The organism is Pseudomonas sp. ArH3a, from assembly GCF_022648765.1.
Taxonomy (GTDB): Bacteria; Pseudomonadota; Gammaproteobacteria; order Pseudomonadales; family Pseudomonadaceae; genus Aquipseudomonas.
Map to the genome: position 1 here is coordinate 3,493,208 of NZ_CP080330.1, position 23,964 is coordinate 3,517,171.

17 protein-coding genes are annotated in these 23,964 nt (G+C 60.4%); 8 read left to right on the forward strand and 9 right to left on the reverse strand.

Annotated features, from left to right (window positions below):
• Positions 1-293 precede the first annotated feature (293 nt).
• The 4 genes from K0P33_RS15755 to K0P33_RS15770 are packed head-to-tail and all read right to left on the reverse strand — an operon-like array spanning position 294 to position 7,102.
• Positions 294-1,193, reverse strand: a complete 900-nt coding sequence (locus K0P33_RS15755) for a LysR family transcriptional regulator (RefSeq protein ID WP_242149356.1) — start codon at positions 1,191-1,193, stop codon at positions 294-296.
• Positions 1,194-1,215: 22 nt separating this feature from the next.
• On the reverse strand, positions 1,216-4,281 hold the full coding sequence (locus tag K0P33_RS15760; protein WP_242149359.1) for an efflux RND transporter permease subunit: 3,066 nt from the start codon (positions 4,279-4,281) through the stop codon (positions 1,216-1,218).
• 9 nt (positions 4,282-4,290) lie between these two features.
• The gene (locus K0P33_RS15765) at positions 4,291-5,478 is read right to left on the reverse strand and encodes an efflux RND transporter periplasmic adaptor subunit (protein WP_242149361.1); all 1,188 of its coding nucleotides are present in this window, start codon (positions 5,476-5,478) and stop codon (positions 4,291-4,293) included.
• A gap of 16 nt (positions 5,479-5,494) precedes the next feature.
• Positions 5,495-7,102, reverse strand: coding sequence for an efflux transporter outer membrane subunit (locus K0P33_RS15770; protein WP_256589322.1), 1,608 nt, complete (start codon positions 7,100-7,102; stop codon positions 5,495-5,497).
• Positions 7,103-7,420: 318 nt separating this feature from the next.
• Here K0P33_RS15770 and K0P33_RS15775 point away from each other — a divergent pair, with 318 nt between their 5' ends.
• The 3 genes from K0P33_RS15775 (at position 7,421) to K0P33_RS15785 (ending at position 10,169) form a co-directional block, all read left to right on the forward strand.
• Positions 7,421-8,377 carry an ABC transporter substrate-binding protein gene (locus K0P33_RS15775; RefSeq protein ID WP_242149367.1) on the forward strand — a complete coding sequence of 319 codons (957 nt, stop codon included), beginning with the start codon at positions 7,421-7,423 and terminating at the stop codon, positions 8,375-8,377.
• A gap of 23 nt (positions 8,378-8,400) precedes the next feature.
• Positions 8,401-9,720: an LLM class flavin-dependent oxidoreductase gene (locus tag K0P33_RS15780; RefSeq protein WP_242149369.1), complete on the forward strand. Its 1,320-nt coding sequence runs from the start codon at positions 8,401-8,403 to the stop codon at positions 9,718-9,720.
• Positions 9,721-9,923: 203 nt separating this feature from the next.
• Positions 9,924-10,169, forward strand: a complete 246-nt coding sequence (locus K0P33_RS15785) for an Arc family DNA-binding protein (protein WP_242149371.1) — start codon at positions 9,924-9,926, stop codon at positions 10,167-10,169.
• Between the two features lie 239 nt (positions 10,170-10,408).
• Here K0P33_RS15785 and K0P33_RS15790 read toward each other — a convergent pair whose 3' ends face one another.
• Positions 10,409-10,951, reverse strand: coding sequence for a hypothetical protein (locus tag K0P33_RS15790; RefSeq protein ID WP_242149373.1), 543 nt, complete (start codon positions 10,949-10,951; stop codon positions 10,409-10,411).
• 281 nt (positions 10,952-11,232) lie between these two features.
• Here K0P33_RS15790 and K0P33_RS15795 point away from each other — a divergent pair, with 281 nt between their 5' ends.
• The 5 genes from K0P33_RS15795 (at position 11,233) to K0P33_RS15815 (ending at position 16,308) form a co-directional block, all read left to right on the forward strand.
• Positions 11,233-11,631, forward strand: coding sequence for a cytidine deaminase (locus K0P33_RS15795; protein WP_094951049.1), 399 nt, complete (start codon positions 11,233-11,235; stop codon positions 11,629-11,631).
• A 54-nt stretch (positions 11,632-11,685) separates the two neighbouring features.
• Entirely contained in the window at positions 11,686-12,951 is a 1,266-nt protein-coding gene (locus K0P33_RS15800; RefSeq protein WP_242149376.1) for a NupC/NupG family nucleoside CNT transporter, read from the forward strand.
• Between the two features lie 10 nt (positions 12,952-12,961).
• Entirely contained in the window at positions 12,962-14,269 is a 1,308-nt protein-coding gene (gene deoA, locus K0P33_RS15805) for a thymidine phosphorylase (protein ID WP_242149379.1), read from the forward strand.
• Positions 14,266-15,498 carry a phosphopentomutase gene (locus K0P33_RS15810; RefSeq protein ID WP_242149382.1) on the forward strand — a complete coding sequence of 411 codons (1,233 nt, stop codon included), beginning with the start codon at positions 14,266-14,268 and terminating at the stop codon, positions 15,496-15,498. The genes deoA and K0P33_RS15810 overlap by 4 nt, the downstream gene beginning before the upstream one ends.
• Before the next feature lie 174 nt (positions 15,499-15,672).
• A complete protein-coding gene (locus tag K0P33_RS15815) occupies positions 15,673-16,308 on the forward strand; it encodes a dTMP kinase (RefSeq protein ID WP_083358426.1) in 636 nt (211 codons plus the stop codon).
• A gap of 23 nt (positions 16,309-16,331) precedes the next feature.
• On the opposite strand, the gene K0P33_RS15820 is transcribed toward K0P33_RS15815, so the two are convergent.
• The 4 genes from K0P33_RS15820 to K0P33_RS15835 all read right to left on the reverse strand — a co-directional run bounded on the left by K0P33_RS15820 (position 16,332) and on the right by K0P33_RS15835 (position 23,964).
• Positions 16,332-16,820: an Hcp family type VI secretion system effector gene (locus K0P33_RS15820; RefSeq protein ID WP_083358425.1), complete on the reverse strand. Its 489-nt coding sequence runs from the start codon at positions 16,818-16,820 to the stop codon at positions 16,332-16,334.
• A gap of 116 nt (positions 16,821-16,936) precedes the next feature.
• A complete protein-coding gene (locus K0P33_RS15825; protein ID WP_094951054.1) occupies positions 16,937-17,581 on the reverse strand; it encodes a two component system response regulator in 645 nt (214 codons plus the stop codon).
• Positions 17,582-17,584: 3 nt separating this feature from the next.
• The gene (locus K0P33_RS15830) at positions 17,585-20,290 is read right to left on the reverse strand and encodes an ATP-binding protein (RefSeq protein ID WP_242149385.1); all 2,706 of its coding nucleotides are present in this window, start codon (positions 20,288-20,290) and stop codon (positions 17,585-17,587) included.
• Positions 20,287-23,964 carry a type VI secretion protein IcmF/TssM N-terminal domain-containing protein gene (locus K0P33_RS15835; protein ID WP_242149388.1) on the reverse strand — a complete coding sequence of 1,226 codons (3,678 nt, stop codon included), beginning with the start codon at positions 23,962-23,964 and terminating at the stop codon, positions 20,287-20,289. The genes K0P33_RS15830 and K0P33_RS15835 overlap by 4 nt, the downstream gene beginning before the upstream one ends.

The window sequence follows — 23,964 nt, forward strand, 5'->3', positions numbered from 1 at the left end:
CCTGCCGGTTTACCCACGCTCCAAAGCCTGCGTTCGGCCAGCGTGGTTTAACGGGGCGCCTCAGATCAAGATCAAGATCAAAAGCAGAGCACGGCGGCCTAGTAGCCGACCTGAGTGGTAGAAGCAAAAGCAGGGCAAAAGTACGGCAGTACACTCTCGGCCTGATGTACTGAGATCCCAATGTGGGAGCGGGCTTGCCTGCGATGCAGTAGCAGTGACGATCGTTCCCACGCTCTGCGTGGGAATGCCGCCCTGGACGCTCCGCGTCCCGCTAGACCCGCAGACGGACAGATCTACCGTTGCCAATAAGGTGTTTCGCCCAACTGCTCAACGATGAAGTCGATAAAGCACCTGACCTTAGACGACACGATTCGCTTGGGCGGATAGACAAACCACACAGAAAATTCCTGCTCAGCACCGAGGATGTTCCATTGTGGCAGCCACACCTGTAGGGCTCCCGCTTCAATACTGGTGGCCACCAACCAGTCAGGCAGTAGGGCAAAACCCAGACCTTGGCGCACCGCGATCAGTTGCGCATCGAGGTCGTTGATACGGATACAGTCGTTATGCACCAGCGGCACTACTTCATCGGAGGAGGCAAACGCAAAATCATGCTTACTCAGTATGGCGGGCAGGCGGGCCAGCTCTGCCGGCATTGACGGGGCAGGGTGCACAGCGCAAAAGGTCGGACTTGCCACCAACAGGTACTTGCCAGCGCAGATCTTGCGCGCTTTGAGCGTGGAATCAGCCAGCGCGCCAATCCGGATGGCCAAATCCACGCCCGAATGAATCAGGTTGACCTGCGCCTCCTCCAACATCAGCTCTACCTTGATCTGCGGGTAGCGAGTCAGAAACGCCTTCAACACGGGAAGGATATGGTGACGGGCAAACGCTGGTGGCAAGTTGAGCTTGAGCACCCCGCGCGGTTGCTGGTTCAGCGCCGACGTCGCCGCCTTCGCCTGTTCGAGTTCATCCAGCACCCTGTGCGCGTGCATCAAAAACGTCTGGCCGCCTTCGGTCAGGTGCAGCGTGCGTGTCGAGCGGTTGAACAAGGCGATGCCCAGGTCCTGTTCAAGGTCCTTCACGTAGCGGGAAACGGTTGAAGCCTTGATGCCGAGCCGCTCGGCTGCACGCGAGAAGTTGTTGCCTTCGGCGGCTTCGACAAAGGCGGTTAGCGCGGTGAAATAATCCAAAAGTGACCTGCCGGGCTTAGGTTTATGTTGTCCTCAAGTCTGAGCCTGGGAGTGTCTGCTGAGCTTCCTGACGATGCGTTTCCCCAATAAACATATACATCGCCGGCACCATAAACAACGTCAGCAGCGTACCAATCGACAGCCCGGCAAAGATCACCAGCCCCATATCATGTCGCCCCGCAGCCCCGGCGCCGGAGGCCCACACCAGTGGCACTACGCCCAGCACCATTGCCGCCGTGGTCATCAGGATCGGGCGCAGACGCACGGCCCCGGCCTCTTCAATCGCTTCACGCTTGCTGTGGCCGGCGCGCTGCAATTCGTTGGCGAACTGCACGATCAGAATCCCGTGTTTGGTGATCAAACCGAGTAGCGTCACCAGGCCGACCTGGGTGTACACGTTGATCGAGGCGTAACCCATGGTGATGAAGGCGAGGGCGCCAAACAGGGCGGGCGGCACCGAGAACAGGATTACCACCGGGTCGCGGAAGCTCTCGAATTGGAAGGCCAGGGCCAGGTAAACGATCAGGATCGAGAACATCAGCAACCCGAAAAAGCCACCTGACTCTTGGATGAACTGGCGTGACTCGCCGGCAAAGTCTGAGGTGTAGCCCGAGGGCGCCACGTTGGCGAGGATCGTGTTGAGTTTGGCCAGCAGTTCGCCTTGGGCCACGCCACTCACGCCTGACAGCGTTGCCGAGTTGAGCTGCTGGAAGTGGTTGATCGATTCGGGCTGCGTCGAGGTCTCGATATGCGCCACCGTACGGGCCTGGATCATGGCACCTGCCGGTGTGCGAATGTAGTAGTCGAGAATCTGCTCCGGGTTCAGGCGGTTGACCTGCAGCACTTGGGGTATGACTTTGTACGAGCGCCCGGCGGTCGAGAAGTAGTTCACGTAGTTGCCGCCCAACGCCGCAGACAGCGCGGCGCCGACGTCTGCCTGAGTCATGCCCAACGCTGCGATTTTTTCCCGGTCGACTACCAGCCGTGCCTGGGGTTTATCCAGTTTCAAATCCATGTCAGCGAACCAGAACAGCTGTTGTTTTTGCGCTTCGGCCATCACCGCTTGCGCGACTTCATTGAGGTTTTCCACCGAATCGGTGGTGGTGATCACAAACTGCACCGGCAAACCCTGGGCGCCCGGCAACGACGGCAGCGGGAAGGCCGCAATGGTCGCGCCCGGCACCTGGTTCCATTTTTGCTGCAGGTCGAGTATCAGTTGGGCCTGGGAGCGCGTGCGATCATCCCAGGTTTTCAGCAGCACGCCGCCCAGGCCTTGGTTGAGGATGGGCAAGCCGGTGAGTTGGAACATCTGCGCGTATTCAGGCTCTTTGTTGGCGATCTGGAAGGCCTGGTCGGCAATGCGCTCCATCTGCTGCGGCGAAGCCGTCGGCGCGCCTTTGATCTGCATGAACACCAGCCCTTGGTCTTCGGTGGGCGACAGTTCGCTTTTGGCGGTCATGCCACTGGCGGCGACCAGCAGGAACAGCACAAAGCCAAAGGTCACCAGCACCGGCCAGATATCCAGCCCGCCGGACAGGACGCGGTGATAACGCCCACGCAGCCAGTCAAAGTACTGGTCGAGCTTGCGCGCGAAACGACCTTCTTCCTGCCCGGTTTTGAACAGCTTGGAGGTCATCATCGGCGACAGCGTCAATGCCACCACGGCCGACACGGTCACGGCACCCGCCAACGAGAAACAGAACTCCTTGAACAGTGCCCCGGTGAGCCCGCTGCGCAGGCCGATGGGCACGTACGCGGCAATCAACACCACGGTCATCGCGATGATCGGGCCGCCCAGTTCCCGCGCCGCGATCAGCGCGGCTTCCAGTACGCCTTTGCCTTCTTCCTTGATATGCCGGTCGACGTTTTCCACCACGATAATCGCGTCGTCCACCACCAAGCCGATCGCCAACACCAGCGCGAGCAGGGTCAGCAGGTTAATTGAATAACCCAGCAGGTACATGATGAAGAAGGTCCCGACCAGCGACAGCGGAATCGCCACCAGCGGCACGATCACCGCGCGGAACGAACCGAGGAACAGGTAGATGACCACCGAGACAATGAGCATCGCCTCGACCAAGGTCTTCACCACCTCGTAAATCGAGGTATTGATGAACGCCGTGGAGTCATACACGATCTCGCCACGCACGCCGGCGGGCAGTTGCGATTGCAGCTCGGGGAAGGCTTCGCGCACGCTGTCGGCGACGGTCAGGATGTTCGCGGTGGGCGCCGCCTTGATGCCGATGAACACCGAACGCTTGCCGGAAAACGCCACGCTGCTGTCGTAGCTTTCGGCGCCAAGGGTCACGGTGGCCACATCCTCCAGGTACACCAGCGCATCGCCTTTCTGTTTGATCACCAGCCGTTTGAATTCATCCACCGTGTGCAAATCGGTGCCGGCGGTCAGGTCCACTGTCACGGTTTGCCCGCGCGTCGAGCCGACGGCAGACAGGTAGTTGTTGTTGGCCAAGGCGGTGGACACGTCCTGCGCCGTGACGTTATGCGCGGCCAGTTTGTCCGGGTCCATCCAGGCGCGCAGGGCGAACTGGCGCCCGCCGAGGATTTCTGCGGTTTGCACGCCCTGGATCGAATCCAGCTTGGGCTTGACCACCCGCACCAGGTAATCGGTGATGTTGTTGGTGGCCAGCGTGTCGCTGTAGAAGCCCAGGTACATGGCGTCGGTGGTCTGCCCGACTGCAATCGTCAGCACCGGCTCCTGGGACTGGGCCGGCAGCTGGTTCTTGACCGAGTTGACCTGGGTGTTGATCTCGGTGAGTGCCTTGCTCGCGTCGTAGTTCAGCCGCAGTGTGGCGGTAATGGTCGAGACGCCGGTGATGCTGGTCGACGACAAATAGTCGATGCCTTGGGCTTGGGCAATCGCCGACTCCAGTGGCTGGGTGATAAAACCCGCGACCGTGGACGCATCCGCGCCATAGTAGGCGGTGGTGATGGTGACCACGGTGTTTTCGGTGCGCGGCCATTGGTTCACCGGCAGTTCGAAGATCGAGCGCAGCCCCAGGATCAGGATGAACAGCGAGACCACCACGGCCCAGACCGGCCGCTGAATAAAGGTATCGGTAAGCTTCATGGGCCACCTTTAGTGTTCTTGAGGAGTCGGCGCGGGGTCATTCAGCGGCGCGGCGCTGTTATCGACCTTTACCTGCGAGCCATTTTTGAGCTTCATCTGGCCGCTGGTAATCAACAGATCGCCTTCCTTCACGCCCGACAAAATCGCGACCTGATCACCACGGGTCGGCCCGGTCTTGATGAAGGTTTGCTGTGCGGTGAGTACTTCCTCGCCCTTGTCATTTTTGCTCGACGTGGCGATGAACACCGTGGTGCCGTAAGGGTTGTAAGTCACCGAGGTTTGCGGAACAGTGAGGTAGCGCTGGGTGGTGCCCGAGTTGACCACCGCGCGGGCGAACATGCCCGGTACCAGGCTTTGCTTGGGGTTCTCTACGGTGGCTTCGACGGTGACATTGCGCGTGGTTGAGTCAAACTGGGTGTCGATGGTGCTGATCCGACCGCTGAAAGTTTGGTTGGACAGGCCGTCAGCCGTCACCGCCACACCTTGGCCGATGGCGATGGCCGCCAGCTGGGTCTGTGGCACGCTGAAGTCGATGTAGATCGGGTCAAAGGTCTGCAGCGTAGCGATTTTGTCGCCGGGGTTGAGGTATTGCCCGGGGTTGACGCTGGTAATGCCGATGCGCCCGGCAAACGGTGCGCGAATGGTTTTTTTCGCCACCAGCGCGCGCTGTTGTTCGGCGGCGGCGAGTTTGGCTTTCAGGTCGGCGGTGTCGGTGTCGACTTGGGCTTGGGAGATGGCGTTTACCGCCAGTTGCGCCTTGTCGCGCTTGAGCACGATGCCGGCCAGGTCGGCAGTCGCCTCCAAGGCGTGCAATTGCGCGATATCCGAGTCGGCATTCAATTGCACCAGCAACGCCTGGGCTGCCACCTCTTGCCCGGGTTTGAAGCCAATCGTGCGCACGATGCCACCGACTTCAGTGGTCACGTCCACGCCGCGCACCGCCTTCATCGAGCCCACGGCGGAAACGCTCGGCTGCCAATCGCTGAACGGCACCTGCATGGCCGTCACCACGGCGGCAGGCAGCGGCGCTTTGGATTGGGCGATCAGCGCTGAAATCTGCACGAATTTCACCCCGGCAATGATCGCGACGATCACCAGTACCACCGCGACCATGATCAGCATCGGCCGCCACAGGCGACGCTTGCGCGGTACGCCGGGCTCGGGGGGCAGGGCAGAGGCAGTCTGAACGTCAGCCATGGGGGTTCTCACTGTTTCAATGATTCAATTCAGGTGCAGCCTTATTGCTGGCTGGCATGATCTCTTGCCACGACGGCAGGCCGAAGCGGTCCGGCTTGCCCTTAGTGGCGGGGTCCACATCCGTGCGATTCCACCAGCCGCCACCCAATGCCTGGAACAGCGCTGTGGTGTCGCTGTAGCGGGCGGCCTGGGCTTTGACGCGCGCGAGCACGGTGTTTTGGTAGGTTTGCTGGGCCGTGAGCAAGTTGATATACGCCACCGCGCCGAGGCGGAACTGGGCTTGCACCAGGTCCAGGTTGGCTTGCGCGGAGCGTTCGGCCACGACCTGTTGATTGAGCGCATCGGCATCCGCCTCCAGCGCCCGCAACGCGTTGGCCACATCTTGGAACGCAGTAATCACCGTGCCGCGATAGCGCGCGGCCGACTCGTCGTAAGCGGCCACGGCCGCACGTTTGCGGTGTTCGAGTGCGCCGGCATCAAAGATCGGTTGGGTGATAGAACCGGCCAGGCTCCAGACGCCGCTGCCCGATGAAAACAATTTGGTCCCGCTCGCCACTGTAGAGCCCAACGCCCCGGTAATGCTGAACTGCGGCAACTGATTGGCGACGGCCACACCAATATTGGCGCTGGCCTGATGCAGTTGCGCCTGCGCTGAACGCACATCCGGGCGCTGGCCAACGATGGCCGAGGGCAGGCTGACCGGCAATTCTTCCGGCAAGTGCAAGGAAGCCAGGTTGAATCGCTCGCCTTGATCCTGGTTCGGAAAGCGCCCGAGGTACGCCATCAACTGGTTGCGGGTCTGTGCCAATTGCTTTTGCAGCGGCGGCAAGGTCGCACGGGTTTGCGCCAGAGCGGTTTGCTGCGTGAGCACGTCACTGTCGCCGATGGCGCCCAGCCGGCGCTGAGCTTGCAGCAGGTCGAGCTGGCCGCCCTGCAGTTTGATGATTTCTTCAGTGGCGGCGACCTGATCACGTAACGACGCCAGGCTGACGGCGGTGTTGACCACATTGGAAGTTAACGTGAGGTACGTCGCCTCAAGCTGGAAGCGCTCGTACTCGGCTTGCGCGGTGGTGGATTCGATTTGCCGGCGCGTGCCGCCGAACACATCCGGGGCGTACGACACGCTCAGCGACGCAGAACTCACGGTGAGAATGGGTGATTCGGAGATGCCTGACGTGACGCCCGAGACCTTCTCACGGGCTTTCTGTACGTTGCCGTTCACCGAGGGAAACAGCGACGCCTGGTCGGCATACACCCGCTCGTTGGCCTGGCGTAATGCTGCTTGGGCGGCGCTCACATCCGGGTTCGCGCGCAGGGCCTCTTCGACCAGGGCGTTGAGTGTTGGGGAACGGAACAGCGTCCACCATTGCCCGGGAATATCCATCCCGGCGATCAGCCGCTGCGCAGCGCCACCGGGGTCGATATCCGCCTGGGCCGTGCGGGTGAGTTTTTCGCGTGAATAGTCGGCATTCGCTGGCACATCGGGCCGTGAGAAATCAGGCCCGACGGTACAGCCGGCGAGGGCGAGGCACAGCAGGCTCAGCGGAGCCAGAAGGTATGAATGTCGAGATGGGGTGCGGGCTTTTGCTGCCGCTGATGCACGCCGCCGAAGCTGATCTTTCATATTTACTCTGATTAATCAGTTGGTTAACTGCTTTTATGGTTGAGCAAAAACGTGCTGGTACATCCGGCGAAGCCACTGAAAAACAACGCGGGCTGCGTGGGTTTAAACCAGTGTAGGCGGCGCCAGGCACCGCGCAATGTGCAGGCGCATCGCCCATGCGCTGAAAATGCGTGAGCCGCATTATTTATGAATTACGTTATGCGTTATCAGTATTTTACACGCGCTATTTATAACCGCATCGTATGAACCCCTACGAACACTGCCGAGACCGCACGCGCGGATCGACTTGCATGCCTGACCAGGCATCTGGAGACGAACGTGCGTTACCTGACAAAACTGGCGGCCGGGTTGGCTGCCACTGTGCTGTGCCTGACCGCGAACGCGCAAACGCTGGTGGTGGGCGACCAAAGCTACAACGCCCAAGCCGTGATGGAGGCGGCGGGCGTGCTTGAAAACCTGCCGTACACACTTGAATGGAAGCAGTTCACCGCAGGCTCGCCGGTTGCCGAAGCACTCAACGCCAACAGCCTGGATATCGGCCTGCTCGGTGATGCGCCGGTGCTGTTCCTGGGCGCATTGGGCGCGCCGATCAAGGTGATTGCCGTCAGCCGGCAAAACCTCGAAGGCGTGGCCATCCTGGTCAGAAAGGACTCGTCGATTCACAGCCTGGCCGATCTTGCCGGCAAGCGTGCGGCGGTGTGGAAGGGTTCATGGAGCCAGCAATTGTTGCTCACTGCGCTGGACAAAGCCGGCGTCCCGCGCGACTCACTCGAACTGCGCTACCTCAGCGCACTGGACGCCTCCCATGCGCTGGAAGGTGGCTCGGTTGACGTCATCGCCACCTGGGAACCCTACGTCACGCAACAGGAACGCCAAGGGGCGCGGGTGCTTGCAACCGCTGAAGGTTTGATCCCGGCCCAGAGCTTTATTGCCGCTAACGCCAAGGCTGTCGATGCCAAGCGCGCGCAAATCAGCGACTTCCTCCAGCGCCTGAAAAAAGCCCGCGACTGGACGCGCCAAAACCCGGCCAACGCTGACGCCTATGCTGATGCCTGGGCCAAACGCACCCGCGCCGATGCGGCCATCGCCCGCGCCTGGTTTGCCCGCGCGCGCACCACGGTCGAACCGCTCACGGCGCAATCGCCGGTAGACGCGCAAAAGACCGTGGACTTCTTCGCAAACCAGGGCCTGGTCAAGTCTTACTCGGCAGCTAGCCTGTTCGACGACTCCTTCACGGCCTCCTTGCAGCCAGCCGTCGCCAAAACCCAGCCCTGAACGCTTCAAGGAATATTTCAGCCATGACCAAAAGACAGCTCAAACTCGGCGCCTTGACCATGGGTTGCGGCGGGCCGGGCCGCCACAACCTATGGCTAGACCCGCAATTGCCGGCCGACGCCAGCGTCAATGTGGACTGGTACATCGACATTGCCCGCCAGGCCGAGGCAGCCCTGTTCGACTTGATGTTTATCGTCGACAGCCAGTTCATCACACCGGGCTCGCCCTCCCATTACCTCAATCGCCTGGAGCCGCTGACGCTGCTGTCCGCGCTGGCCGTCACCACGCGGCATTTGGGGCTGGTCGGTACGCTGACGACCTCTTACAACTCGCCCTATAACGTCGCGCGACGCCTGGCCTCACTCGACCTGATCAGCAAAGGCCGCGCCGGCTGGAACGTGGTCACCAGCGGAGACGCCGGCACCGCCGGCAACTACAGCCGCGACGAGCACTACGACTACGACACCCGCTACGGCCGCGCCGCCGAACACGTCCAAGTGGTGCAGGGCCTGTGGAACTCCTACGAGGAAGACGCCTTCGTGCGTGACCGTGCGACCGGGCAGTTCCTCGACCCCAGCAAACTGCACAGCCTGAACCACAAGGGCGAACACTTTTCGGTGGTCGGCCCGCTGAACATCCAACGCTCACCGCAAGGCCAGCCTGTGATCTTCCAGGCCGGTGATTCAGAGCAAGGCCGCGACCTGGGTGCCGCCACCGCCGATGTGATCTTCACCCACGCGGCGAGCATTGAGCAGGGCCAGGCGTTCTACCGGGATATCAAGGGCAGGGCGGCGCAGCACGGTCGCGACCCGGAGCAGTTATTGGTGATGCCCGGTGCCGAGATCTATGTAGGCGACACCGACGCGCAGGCGCGTGAAATCGAGCAGCACTATCATCAGGTCGATCACAGTTTTGAGCTGGCGCTGAAGGAGTTCGGGCGCAATTTCGGCTGGCATGATTTCAGCCAGTACGACCTCGATGCTCCGTTTCCGCAAGAGAGCCTGGAGGCCGCACGCAGCAGCTTTTTCACCAATGCCAAACGCATCGCTGATCAGGCGCGGGAGAAAAGCTTCACGTTGCGCCAGGCGGTGGAGTTTGGACGGCAACTACGCCCGGGGGCGTTTGTGGGGACGGCGGATACGGTTGCGCGGAAGATGGAGGAGTGGCTCCAGGCGCGGGCGGTGGATGGGTTCAATATCTATATTGGGCATCCGCAGCAGTTCACGCGGTTTACGCAGGAAGTTGTACCGTTGCTGCAGGCGCGTGGGGTGTATCGCACGGCGTATGAGGGGACGACGCTGCGCGAGAGTTTGGGGTTGGGGATTGCGAGGTTTCGCGGCTGAAACCGTCGGACGGGGTCATGTACACCGCGCCGAATGGGTCAAGGCGCTTGCGGATTTCTACCGATTGAGGCTGCTGTGTAGGGACGGGGAGAGCGACTCTGAGGATTGAGGAAAAATCAGCCGCATTTTTCAGAAAGTTCCTAAAGAAATCCGCCGAATGATATTCATATGCTATTTCTTCTTTACAGCAGCTAGAGCGCCACATGTCGAACAACCTTGAGGCTTTTATCGTCCGCCTTCCAAGTGAGCTTCACGCAAAAATTAAGACCACTGCAAAGGCCGACAGGCGAAGCATGAATAATGAGATTGTCGGGAGGCTTGAGGGATCCTTTTCAGCAACCCGACTAGTCGCCACTGACGATAAACTTAAAGCGGTATTGTTTGAGCACATTGCTACGCTCGAGGAGGAAATTGAGCGTTTGCACAAACAATTGCCTGCCTCCCGGTAGAGCGCGGGGGCTATTGGATTTTAAGAGCCGTCCTAAACACACTGGGCCGATTGAGCTGCAAACTGAATTCGTGTTTGGCAACCAGGTTCTTTACCTCGCATGGATTGCGTGACCTGGTTGCCGAACACTCCCGCGCCACAAAACACCCGCTCAACCAAGGCGTTTAGCCAGGCCGCGGTCAGGCTCTTGCCGCGCCTGAGTGCGTGGGTGAAACCGAGTTCGGTTCGCTGACTTCCCGCTTACGGAACCAGGTTATCGTCGAAGTCTTCACGTTCGATGGTTGTGTATGCTTGCGCGCGAATGCCACCTTCGGAATAAGTGCAGAGTCGACTTGTCGCTTTCTTGCCCTGCTGACGCACGACTATTCCCTCGCTCATGTCAGGGTCGTTGGGTTCCCCAGGGGTAAAGTTAGTGCGCACCATACGGTCGAAAACGGCGTAGGTTACCCCACGATTGATGAAGCGCAGATGTGCCTCGCCACCCCCTGAGTAGCCCGTAGAACTGAACCAGAAATGACCATTCGGTGGACTCAGCTTCTCGGGATAGCTCAACTCAATGTTGCCGGGCGTACCAAATCGGTATTGCACATAGCCTGTTGTCGCTGAGAAACCCTGCGATGCGCACACCGAGATCATCTTCGGGCCGGAGTCGCATCCGAACAGTAGCGTTTCTTGCGCCTTACACAGATAGCTCTGTTCCGACGTCTCTGCGCGCGCGGCGAGTGCTATAGCCCCCATCGTCAGGATGCAAACGCCCTTTAGTACCGTGACTTGAATGCTCATGATGGCCTCCGAATTTTCCATTGTAAAATTTATCAGTATTTATGCTGTGCCGTCGGAAAACGAAGGGTTTTAGGCTTACATCCTTGCGAGCCAACAGAGCTACAACTCCTGTCTACGTCATATGCGCGTGCACTTGAGGCAGCCAAGGGCTTCGGCGCGTACCTTTGTTCACAAGCGCAAAAAAAAGATTGAATATTCACATCAATTGTTATTTAAATAACAACACAATAGCGTCACGACCGCCCTGGACGTGCTCGCAATAAGATGGGATGACCCTGTGAATGACAATTGAACAGCGTTTGATGGAACAGGCCAAGCGTGCCGCCCAGAGCACGTACTCGCCTTACTCCCACTTTCCGGTCGGCGCGGCGTTGCTGACTGCCGACGGTGAGGTGGTACAGGGTTGCAACGTGGAGAACATCTCCTACGGGCTGACCAACTGTGCCGAGCGCAGCGCGTTGTTCAGCGCCATCAGCCAGGGCCATGCGCCAGGCAGTTTCAAGGCCATGGCGGTTTATGCACCCAACGTTTCACTGATAAGCCCTTGCGGTGCCTGCCGCCAGGTGATGCTGGAGTTGATGGCCAAGGATGCAGTGGTGATTTGTCAGGGCAGTGACCCGGCCGCCACGCGTACCTGGACCCTGGAGCAATTGCTGCCGGGCGCCTTCGACGCTTTCTAATCCTGGGCAGGCCTTCGGGTCTGCATCCGCGTGGTCCATTGTTGAGACGCCTGCATGATCAGTCTTGTCGGAATAGCGACCCTTATTCTCATTGCCATTGCTTTATCTCACCAGCGACGTTCGATCAACTGGCGCACGGTTTCGGTCGCGTTTTTGATCCAGGTCTTGATCGGTGCTTTTGCGCTGTACGTGCCGTGGGGCCAGACGGTGCTGGCCTCGCTGTCGGGGGCGGTGGCGTCGCTGCAGCTTTACGCGAACAAAGGCATCGAGTTTCTGTTCGGCGGCCTGAGTTCGCCGCACATGTTTGAAGTGTTCGGCAGTGGCGGGTTTGTGTTCGCCATCCGGGTTTTGCCGATGATCGTGTTCTTCGGCAGCTTTATCTCGGTGCTGTATTACATCGGCGTGATGGGCTGGATCATCCGGCTGGTGGGTGGCACCTTGCGCCTGTTGCTGGGTACCAGTCGCATCGAGTCGATGGTGGTGACCTCGGCGATTTTCATCGGCCAGTCGGAAGTGCCGCTGGTGGTTCGGCCATTCATTGCCAAGCTGACGCGCTCTGAGCTGTTCGCGGTGATGGTCGGTGGTTTCGCCGCAGTGGCCGGCTCGGTGCTGCTGGGCTATGCCGGGTTGGGCGTGGAGCTTAAGTACCTGATCGCGGCGTGTTTCATGTCGGCGCCGGGGGCCCTGTTGATGGCCAAGCTCATGGAGCCGGAAACCGAAGCGGCCTGCACCGAACAGGTGATTGAGGAACTGGGCCAGGCTGAGAATCGCCCCACCAATATCATCGACGCCGCCGCCGAGGGCGCCCAGGTCGGCTTGCGCCTGGCCTTGTCCGTCGGCGCCATGTTGCTGGCGTTTATCGCGTTGATTGCGCTGTTCAATGGGCTGTTGGGCTGGGCGGGCAACTGGTTTGGCTACCCGCAGCTGACCCTGCAACTGGTCCTCGGGCATGTGTTGGCGCCCCTCGCTTTTCTGCTCGGGGTGCCGTGGCATGAGGCGGTCCTGGCCGGCGGTTTTATCGGTGAAAAACTGGTGCTCAACGAGTTTGTCGCCTATGCCGACCTGGCTAACTACCTGACCCCGGCCAAGGCCGCCGAAGCCGGTGTGCCGCTGTTGTCGGTCCACACCCAGGTGATCGTCACCTTCGCCCTGTGCGGCTTTGCCAATCTGTCTTCGATTGCGATTCAACTGGGCGGCCTCACGGGTATCGCCCCGCAACGTCGCCAGGAACTGGCGCGGCTGGGCTTGCGGGCCATGATCGGCGGCACGCTTTCTAACCTGATGAGTGCGGCGATTGTCGGCTTTTTCATTTCGCTGTAAGGAGCACGGTATGTGGTTGCCACAAGAAGTGATTCGGCGTAAACGCGACGGGCATGCGCTTGGTGCGATGGACATTCAACGGTTTGTCGCCGGCATTGCCGACGGCAGCCTCAGCGATGGGCAGGTGGCCGCGTTCGCCATGGCGGTATTCATCAAGGGCATGGACGTGAGTGAACGTCTGGCCTTGACCGAGGCGATGCGCGACTCCGGCCAAGTGCTGAAGTGGGACCTGCCCGGGCCAATCGTGGACAAGCATTCCACCGGTGGCGTCGGCGACATGATCAGCCTGCTGCTGGCGCCGTTGCTGGCGGCCTGCGGCTGTTACGTGCCGATGATTTCCGGGCGAGGCCTGGGGCACACCGGCGGCACCCTGGACAAGCTTGAAAGCATCCCCGGCTACGACTGCCAACCCAGCCCTGAACGCCTGCGCGCGGTGGTGGCCGAGGTCGGTTGCGCCATTATCGGCCAGACCGCCAACCTGGCGCCCGCGGATAAGCGCCTGTATGTGATCCGCGATGTGACCGGGTCGGTGGAGTCGATTGACCTGATCACTGCGTCGATCCTCGGCAAGAAACTCGCCGCCGGCCTCGACGTCTTGATCATGGATGTGAAGACCGGCAACGGCGCCTTCATGGCCGAGCCGGAACAGGCGCGAGCGCTGGCCGCCAGCATCGTCGCAGTGGCCAACGGCGCTGGGGTCAACACCCGCGCGCTGATCACTGACATGAACCAGCCACTGGCCCGCAGTGCCGGCAACGCCCTGGAAGTTGCCGAAGCGGTCGCCGTGCTCAAGGGCGAGGTGCGCAGTGAACGCTTGTGGGCGGTGACCTTGGCGCTGGCTACTCAAGTACTGACGATGGCCGGTATTGCGAGGGACGACGCTCACGCCCGTGATCAATTGCATCAGGCCTGGGAGAGCGGGGCAGCCTTGCAGCGATTCGAGCGCATGGTCAGTGCACTGGGCGGCCCGCAGGGTTTTACTGGCAACCCCGAAGCGCATTTACCCAAGGCCGCCGTGTCGGTACCGGTGTGGCCTGAGGAGGAGGGCTGCGTCACCGAGATCGACACCCGCGCGGTGGGCTTGGCGGTGGTGGCATTGGGCGGCGGGCGCAGTCATCCCGACGACGTGCTGGACCTGTCCGTCGGCTTCAGCGAGTTGGCCTTTGTTGGTGAACAGGTGAGCGCGCAACGGCCTTTGGGTTGGGTACACGCACGCACTAAAGAGCAGGCCGGGCAGGGCGCATCCGCCTTGCGCGCAGCCTACCGGCTAGGCGGTGAACGCCTGGCCGCACGCGACTTGATCCAGGCAATGCTATGAGCAAGGCCATCGTGTTGGTGCTGGATTCGTTGGGCATCGGCGCCAGTGCCGACGCGGCCCTGTTTGGCGATGCAGGCGCCGACACCTTGCGCCATATCGCCCAGGCGTGTGCCCGTGGCGAAGCCAATGGCCCGTTGCGCCAGGGGCCGTTGTGCCTGCCGAATCTGGGGCGGTTGGGGTTGGGGGCCGCAGCGGCGGCCAGTGGTGATGGACCGTTGCCGGGCCACTGGGGAGACGCGGCACCGGTCGGTGCCTACGGCCATGCGCGGGAGCAATCGTCAGGCAAGGACACGCCTTCCGGGCATTGGGAGATGATGGGCGTGCCGGTGTTGTTCGACTGGGGGTATTTCGAGCGGCCGGTCGACTCCTTCCCGCCACAGTTGCTGGCCGACCTGATTGAGCGGGCAGGGTTGCCGGGTATCCTGGGCAACTGCCACGCCTCAGGCACCACAGTGCTGGACGACTTGGGTGAGGCACACATCCGCAGCAAGCAGCCGATTTGCTACACCTCGGCCGACAGCGTGATGCAGATCGCCGCTCATGAAAGCCATTTCGGGCTTGATGAGCTGTACCGGGTGTGTGAAATCGCACGCGATTTGTGTGATGAATACACCGTCGGCAGGGTCATTGCTCGACCGTTCACCGGCGAGCACGCGGGCGAGTTCCGCCGCACTGGCAATCGCCGCGACTACACGGTGCCACCGCCGTCGCCGACGCTGCTTGATCGCGTGTGCGAAGCCGGCGGCAGCGTGCATGCGGTGGGCAAAATCGGCGATATCTTCGCGCACCGCGGCATCAGCCGGTTGTACAAGGCCGACGGCAACGATGCGCTGTTCGATGCCACACTCAAGGCCTTCCGGGAGGCGCCAGACAACAGCCTGGTGTTTGCCAACTTCGTCGACTTCGACATGCTCTACGGCCACCGCCGCGACCTGGCCGGCTACGCTGCCGCGCTGGAAGCTTTCGACCGCAGGCTGCCGGCGTTATTGGCGTTGATGGACCCGCAAACGTTGCTGATCATCAGCGCCGACCACGGTTGCGACCCGTCTCGGCCTGGCAGCGATCACACCCGCGAGCATGTGCCCGTGTTGGCGTACGGTGCAGGCGTGGCAGCAGGCTGGTTGGGCGAGCGCGGCAGCTTTGCCGATATTGGCCAGACGCTGGCGGCGCATTTGGAGTTGGCGCCGCTGGCGTGGGGGACCTCGTTTTTGCTGAGGGATCATCCTTGAGTCCGCCTGCTTTGGAATCGGGCGGGGTAGCTTGATAGCGGGTTTGCCAATTGATGATCGACGCCTTCAGTAATGTCTGTTCATATGGGCGCTGCACTCGGTTCGCGTCATCACGCCCAGCGGTCGGGCGGACGAACAGGGTAACTAAACCCGCTATCAATCATTATGTGAAGTATGAGTCGTCCACTATTTGTTTCTCTCGATGGGCCCAAGGGAACGGGCAAAACCACGCTTTTGGAGGCCGTTACCCAAGCACTGAGGGCAGGCAACCAAAAGGTGATCCGACTCAGCGAGCAAAAAAGCGATCCCCATAGGGCTGAAACAATGGCTCTCGTAAACGCACTCGTCAGAAACCCCAACCGGGATTTGGAGTTGAGGGTGTGTGAGCGCTTTGCGGATAGCCGTGCCTGGATTTCCCAGCACGTACTGACTAAACAGCCACCCGGTAGCATCATCTTGATTGATCGCTGGTACCCCTCCGATGCAGCGTTTCGCCGAATCGTGCGGTTTGCAGACATTCTGCAGTTAAATATTGATCGAAATGTGCGAGTGCCTGACCTGCATGTCGGCGTTGTCACCGCCCCTGATATTTCATGGGCGAGGGCAGCCGGACGACGGCGCGGGCTGAGCAGTACGGTGATCCATACGCTGGAAGAACATGTCGCGTGTACGCAGGCGTTCGAGCGCGCGATGACCGATCAAGGCTGGGTTTTATGCCGTAATGAAACAACGATCGAGGACGCCACGGCTCAGGTGATTGCTGAGATCTACAGCGTCCTGCGAATGCGGGCGAAGGCTACGCGGAGCTAGTCGCCGTAGCCTTCGTTGTCTTCCTATACCTTAGGCGCCAACCACGAATCTTCGGCTTCGATACCGTCGGGCTCGTACGTCCAGGTGACTTTTTCGTAGGTAAACGCCAGGTCTTCCATGTGGCCCATTTGCTTGTTGTTCGGGTCCAGGCAGTTAGGCGTCCATGACTTCATAGACACCAGCACCGCATTCTCAAGCTTTACCGTGTAGTACTTCTCTTCAGTGCCTTTAGGCGAGATGCGATAGAACTCCAGGGACACAGTTTTCATTTGCTCCCCAGACGTCAGCGCTTGGAAAAGCTTGGGCGAGCCTTTGTCGATTTCCTTGGTGAGGGTCATTGCGCCATGCACGCGCTTGCCTGTCGGGAGCCCGGTTTGAGGGTTTTTCGGTATTTCGATGGTGTGGTCTATGGCCTGCACGAGGATCTTGCCTTCGTGGCCCTGGACTTTGGTCGAACCTTCGATTTTGCCTTGGTTCTGGCCTTCCAGTGTGAGATAGCAGGGCATTGGCATAACGAGTACTCCAGTTCATTCATTGAGGTGAACATACGCGATGGGCCTCGAGCCGCTTCGCGATGGAGTCAGATTACTGAGGGCTGGCAGCCGCCACCCTCCGGTGAATACCTGAATCACTCCTGGATGCACACGCCCAGCTTGAATGCCCATTGAGTAAGGTCCGCAGCATTGTGCGCATCGAGTTTTTTCATCAAGTTCAAACGATGGGTTTCGACGGTTTTCAAGCTGATACATAGCAGTTCGGCAACATCGCGGTTGCGCGCGCCCTCAGCCACCAATTTGAGCACCTGGCGTTCGCGATCGGTCAGAGTGATGCCTGATTGTGTGCTGCTGTTGGCGCGCAGTGCAGCGACCTGGTCGGTGTTTAAATGCGCATCCAGAAACGGCTTGCCCGTGAGCAAGGTGGCAATAGCCGTGACAAGCACGTCACTGGTACTGTTTTTGAGCACGTAACCATCAGCGCCGGCATCCAGCGCGAGGGCGGCGTTTTGCTCGCTGAGACGCGAGGTGAGGGCCAGGATGCGAATACTCGGCCAGCGCTGGCGTATAAGCGGTAATGCGGAAATGCCGTCCATCACCGGCATGTTCAGGTCCAGCAGCAGCAAATCCGGTTCCAGGGCGCGACAGACATCCAATGCCTGGCGGCCATTCTCGGCTTCGCCGACGATCCTGATTCCAGGTACATCAAGCAGCAGGGCACGCAAACCCTCACGCATCAATGGGTGGTCATCTACTACCACGATCCGATAGTCAGCCATAGGTCATCCTTTGAGGGCGTTATTGCAAAACAGCCGCGCGCACGCAGTTTCAAGACTGCGCAAAGCGGCTTCGCAGTTAGCGTATTGTTGTTCTGTACTGTCCTCAAGCAGGCGGGCGAGATGCTCCAGTTCCTGTTCGCCAAATTGCCCGCAGGTGCCTCTGAGCGTGTGTGCCAGATGCGCGAGCTCAGCATGATCAGCCGCATCGCAGGCCGTGCGCATCAAACCGAGTAAACGCTGGGTGTCGACACGAAACAGTTCGCGCAGGCGCGGCGTCATGAGCGGTGAGGTGGGTGAGACGTGAGCGGTATTACTCTGCTGGGGGTTGATGTTGCCCACGGGCATGGGCGCAAGCTCCATGCCGCGCTTGATCTGCCAGGCAATGGCGCTCTCCAGCGCCCTGAACAGTTGGCCTGGCAACACGGGTTTAGCCAGGTAGGCACTGGCGCCTTGGCGCAGGAACTCTTCGCGGTCACTCGTCATGGCATTCGCTGTCAGTGCAATCACCCACGTCTCTTCGTCGAGCACGCCGTACGCACCCGAGCGTAATTTGCGGATGGTTTCCACCCCACCCATTACCGGCATCTGGCTGTCCATCAAGACCACGTCGAAGATCACTTTGCCCAGCAGTTGCAAGGCTTGCTCTCCATTGCTCGCGCACTGATAGCGATGCCCGAACCGCTCAAGATACAGGCAGGCGATTTCACGGTTGGTCGGCACATCGTCAACCACCAGAACGTTGAGTTGGTAAGCGTGGCCACACAGCGTGTCCATGTCCTCGCGTACCGGCGCTACGATAGGTTCATCAGCGGCCAGGGGCGGCAGGGGTAGCACAAGGGTAAACGTCGAGCCGTTGCCCGGTGCGCTTTTGACCCTTAACTCGCCGCCCATGAGCTGCGCCAGGCGGTGACTGATTGAAAGGCCCAACCCAGTACCGCCGTACTCACGGGTGGTCGAGGCGTCGGCTTGGCGAAAAGCATCGAAAATCTGCGCCTGCTTATCCTCGGCAATACCAATACCTGTGTCTTCGACACTAAAACCCACGTTGCCCTCCGAACCCTTCCACACCAGCAATCGCACAGAACCGCTCGGGGTGAACTTGATGGCATTGCCGAGCAGGTTGAGCAGTATCTGGCGCAAGCGCAGCGGGTCGCCCTTGACGCCAGTCGGCACATCGCCGGCGACGTGCACGCTAAGGCGCAGGCGTTTCTCTTGAGCACGCGGCGTAAGCACGTTGATCGCCTCGGCAACCTGCGCCGCCAGGTCAAAGGGCGTGTGCTCCACGGTGAGGTTGCCCGACTCAATTTTGGAGAAATCAAGAATGTCGTTGATCAGTGCCAGCAGCGCATCACCGTTATCGCGGATAGAAGCTACGAAGCGCCGCTCTGGCGCGCCCGCAGACGTGTCAGCGAGCAGATGGCTCATGCCGATGATCGCGTTGAGCGGGGTGCGAATTTCGTGACTCATGTTCGCCAGGAACTCCCCCCTGAGCAGATTCGCCCGGTCGGCGCTCTGCCACGCTTCACGCAACTCGCAAGTGCGTGCTTGTACTTGGCTTTCAAGCCCCAGGCGCTCCCGGTGAACGGTGTCGAGCAGGTCGTTATAGGCGCGGGCAAAACGCCCCAGTTCATCGTCACGTACCACCGGCAAGCGGCGTGTCAGGTCATCGGAGTGGCGGGTTTCTTCAATGGCCTGGGCGAAGCCGGCCAGCGGGCGTGCCAGTTGTTGGCGCAGTACGGTCAGCAAGCCCAGCGTCAACAGCACCAGACCGATGATGGCAAACGGCGCTTCGTTCATGATCAGTTGCAAGGTGTTGGCGCGCAGACGCGCTCGTGGGTAAAGCGACACCAGGTACCAATCCAGTACGTCCAGGCGCGCGACCACCGCAGTGCCATGGCTGAGTTTAAGCTGTTGAGGAAAGGTGCCATGTATGTCCAGGCCCGGTAACGGCGTCGTCAGGTACTGGTAGTCTCTGGGTGCGCCTGCGGGCAGCGATGCGATGGGCAGCCCCGTGTGGTCGATGATGAAGCCGTTGTACCCGCGCAGTAACTGCGACATGCGCGCAAAACGGTCATTGAGTTGCAGGTCATAACCGGTAATGACTTCCACCTTACCGTTCTTGTCGCGGCCTATAGCGGCCACGGTGATCAGTTGCTGCCCGGTATGGGCATCATAGACAGGCCCATCCCAGACGATGTCGGCCTTTGCATCGGGCAGGCGTTTACTCAAGTCTCGCAGGTAGGTGGCACGGCTGGCGGTGAATCCTTTGATGGGGTAGGGGCCCGTGGAAAAGGCCGCGCCGACACCTGGAAAGTAGAAAAACGTATCAACAATCATCGACTGACCCGCAGCGCCATAGGCTTCCGCAGCCACAGCGGCACGGGGCAGTTTCGTCGACGGCTTGGCACTCGGGTCGGAAAGCCAGTAAAGCGTGCTGCGCGGTGACGGCATGTCGAGTTCTTCGCTCACCGGGCTGCGCCATAGTCGCAATAACCTGCGCGCGCCATCGGCGGCCTCTTGCAAATCATCGTTGTCGACGCGAGTGATCAGCTCCACGCGTTGACTGAGCTCCTGCAGTGACTCACGCTCCAGTTGATGGTAGACACGCCACGCACTCAGCCCGGTTGCTACACACCAACTGCCCGCCAGCACTACTACCAGCGCGCAGGTGATGCGCAACGCCAGGGACCTGCGCCATAACGCTTTCATTCAGGCGGTGCCTTGAGGGTGGACGAAAATCCAGGCTCAGGGGCGTACGCCCGGCAGTAGGCAATCTGCGCCGGGGGGCGCTGCGCAGCCAACCGCCGTTCGGTAATGCTGCCCTGCGCGGCTTCGCCCATTGTCTCTGCCGCGTCCTGGGCATCCATGGCCGTCAGTTGGTCATTGATGGTCTTCAACTGTTCATCAATCGCCTTGGCCTGGCTACTCGCCGCCTGAGCTTGTTGTTCGGTACGTAACAAGCTGTCGGCGCCGGTGTAGCGGTAGGTGAGTGTCAGGTGGGTAATGTTATCGCTGGCCATCAGGTCACGCTGCTCGGGAAAGTCGTCAGGGGTGAGGGTGCGCTGACCGCTGGCAAACGTCTGCAAAAAGTCGATGAACCCCTGCGCACCGGGCCAATGTTTAGTCAGTGTGTAATGTGCAAACCGTACCTGCAGGCTGACATCGCCGCAAGCCCCGGGCGCCCACGTGAAGTCGGTACTGGTAGGGAAATTAAAGTTATCCAGCACGTTTGAGTGGCTGCTGCATTGCAATGTCAGTCGGGTTTGCTGGGGTAATTGCCTGGCGCCAAGGTTGATCGACACGGGCGTCGCCTGGATGCCGACCACGGCGGCATTGGCTGGCAGGTTGAGCTGCGGCTGCAATGTCGCTTGCTGTGCCTGCAACGCCTTTTGCGCAGCTTGCAGGTTTTGTCGTTGCGCCTGGCGTTCAGCCTGCTGCGCAGCGTTTTGGCGCTTGGCCACTGCCAGGTCCGACTGGGCATGTTGCAGGCGCCCGGCGTAGGTGAGAAACCCATCGTTGAAGGGCACTTTATGCCCCAATGCAGTAACCGCTTTGAAACCCTGTGCATCCTGCTGGATAAAGGTCTTGATCGGGCCTGTGAGAAACTTGGGCACTTCACCGCGCTCGCCATACAGCGTGTCAGTCAACACCACCGGGTCGTGCACACCCGCCACGGCGCTCAATACCTGGCTGTTCCAGTCTTGCTGCAACTGGCAAGCGGCAACCTGCCCGGCATAGTCCATCGCAAAGTCCAGGCCACCGAAAGCCAGTTTCCACACGACCGGCTCGCTCGCGTCACCTTGTGTCAGTTGTCGGCGCAATCCTTCGCGCAGGTCCTGTGCTTCCCACAGGCCCGCGGATTTGATCGACGGATCATTGCCATAGCCCCAATTATCTAGGGCCACCTGGAACGCTTGTGCATCACTCTTGCGCAGGTCGGTCGCCACCGCCTGCAGCTTTTGGTTGAACTGGCTGAGCGCTTTTGCCTGGCTCATATCGGTGTTCACGGCATCCACGCCCTTTGCGACGGAACCGCTGCTGACGCTGCCCTTGAGCACGTCGCTACCCAGGTCATTCGCGGTGCGTAAGTTGCCAAGCAGGCTGGCGTGACCCGACGCAGGCGCTGTTTGCGCCAGTTCAAGCAGACGGTTCACGTGCACGCTCAACTGTGCCCAGGGCCTGCGGTTGGCCACCGGGATCAGTGCGACACGCGCGGCGGTGCGTTGCAGCAGTTGGCGGGAGGGCTCACGCGCTGTGCCAACAGTGCTGAGGATGTCGCGCGATTGAGCTTGATTGTCCCGATCAGCTGGATTCATCGAGAGGTAACCTTCGATAAAGCGATACCAGGCATCCTGCGTGTCATTTTGATACTGAACAAGAAAATGCTCACGTTGATTTTTCCATTCGGCCTGATTGCCCATCGCACAGACCCACTCATCAATGAAGCCCAGAATCGCATTGCGTCCCTCAACGGTGAACGCCCGGGGCAGGGCCGCTTCGGCAGAGGGTGGCACCTGCATGAAGTCAGAATAACGAAGGCTGGGCAATTGGGACTGCTGGTCCGCCCAGGCCTCCAGCCAAGACAACGACCGAGTGGCCAGCCCCAGGCCGTTAAGCTGGCGCAGGGCGTTGGCACGCTCTTCAACCAAGGCGTGCTCGTCGGTTTGCCACCTCAGATAAGCTTTGAAACTGTGACTCAACGAGCGCGCCTGCGTTGCACTGGGCACCTGGTCGGGTAGCAATTGGCCCAGCAGCGGCAGCAATTGTTCGCCCGGCCCCGGCAAGGCATCCAGTGAACCACCGACGAGCCGCGCATTGATCAAGTTGATTTGCCGTACCAACAGCTCCGCGTAGCTGGCGATAAGTGTGTCGTTGTGACTGGTCGCAATCGCTTGCAACTGATCAGGCAGCAGTTTCATGAACAAAGGACGCTGCACGTTATTGTCGAACGCGGTGACGTACTGCGCGCGGTCGTAGCCGATCACTTGACTGACCCGGTGGTGGAACGGCAGCCAGCGCTTCCAGCTCGGGGCCAGTTCATGCTCAAGGCTCTCGATGAACTGGTGCTGCTGCTGGAAGGTTTGCAGATCCTGGTCCAGCCCGTTGCCAAAAGCGCGGGTGCGCGGCCATTCCTGAGTCATCAGGTCCAGTTCGTGACGCACATGGCTGCTGGAGTCAATCAGCAGCGTGGCCAGGGCGCCGCAAGCGACTAACCACAGCACGATGGCTGCATGCCCTGACCAACGACGCCAGTGCCGCCAACCGTCGATGGAGCGATACGCGAAGCGTTGCACAGGCAGCACTCGGTCAAACAGCTCACGGCTGAACCAGCCGACCGGGCTGCCATTTTCATCGACACCTTGGCCGGTTAAAAACAGGCCGGACAACAACGGCGGGGCGCAGTACGGGTTGCGGTCAAACGCGGGTAACAACAATTGCTCGAGGGCCGGACGCAGCGCACCAACGCGCTCAGGCACATGCAGCGCCTGGGCACTGGGTAACCCGCGCTGGCCAAGGTCGATACGCAGTTCGAAGAGACGACGATTGATTTCCCCCAGTACCTTGTCCAGAAACCCCTGGGCATCTGCATCGCCCGCGTCGGCCAGCAGACCGAGTGCCTGCTGGCGTTGATCCTGATTGAGACTGGCGGCCCATTCGTGCATGCCTTCGATGCGCTCAGCGCCTGTAAGCACCAGGTACACCGGCAGGCGTGCTCCGAACACCGTCACCAGGTCATCCACCTGCTGACGCAGGTTCTGCCCAAGCGCTTGCAGGTAAGCGTTATTCTTTTCTTGCAGACGCTCAATCGCAATCGCCAGAATCACGCCGTTCAACGGCTCGCGCCGCCGTGAACGTGCCAGGCGTACCATTAGGCGTTTCCAGGCACTGGCGCAGTCGAGCAAGGGTTTGGCGGGGTCGAGTACCACCGCATGTTCAAAGAACCACCAGTTGAGAACCTTATGCCGAGCTGAACGTAACGGCGTAGCCAAGCCGCTATGGGCCAGCAGTGTGCTTTTGTCGCTGCTGGTATCACCGAGCAGCATGAACCAGGGCAGGGCATGCAGTGCCGAGCCAAAATAGCCCGAGCGGCCCAAACGCGACTGGCGCAGCAAGCGCACACCGTCGTTCCAGCACTGATCGACATCGGGGCTGAGGGGCGCGACGCGGTCCGGCAGGTCACGCTGCAGGTGCTTGCGCAGGCGCCAACCTTGCCATTGCCGCACGGTCCACAACAGCAACCAGCCGCCAGACAACACACCAATGACCATCAACGGCAAACACCACAGTGGCCAGCCGCACAGCACCACGACTACCCAACAGGCGCACCCCAGCGTCATCAGCGCGACCATCCAGAACACCGCCACTAGCGCTTTTTTCAACAT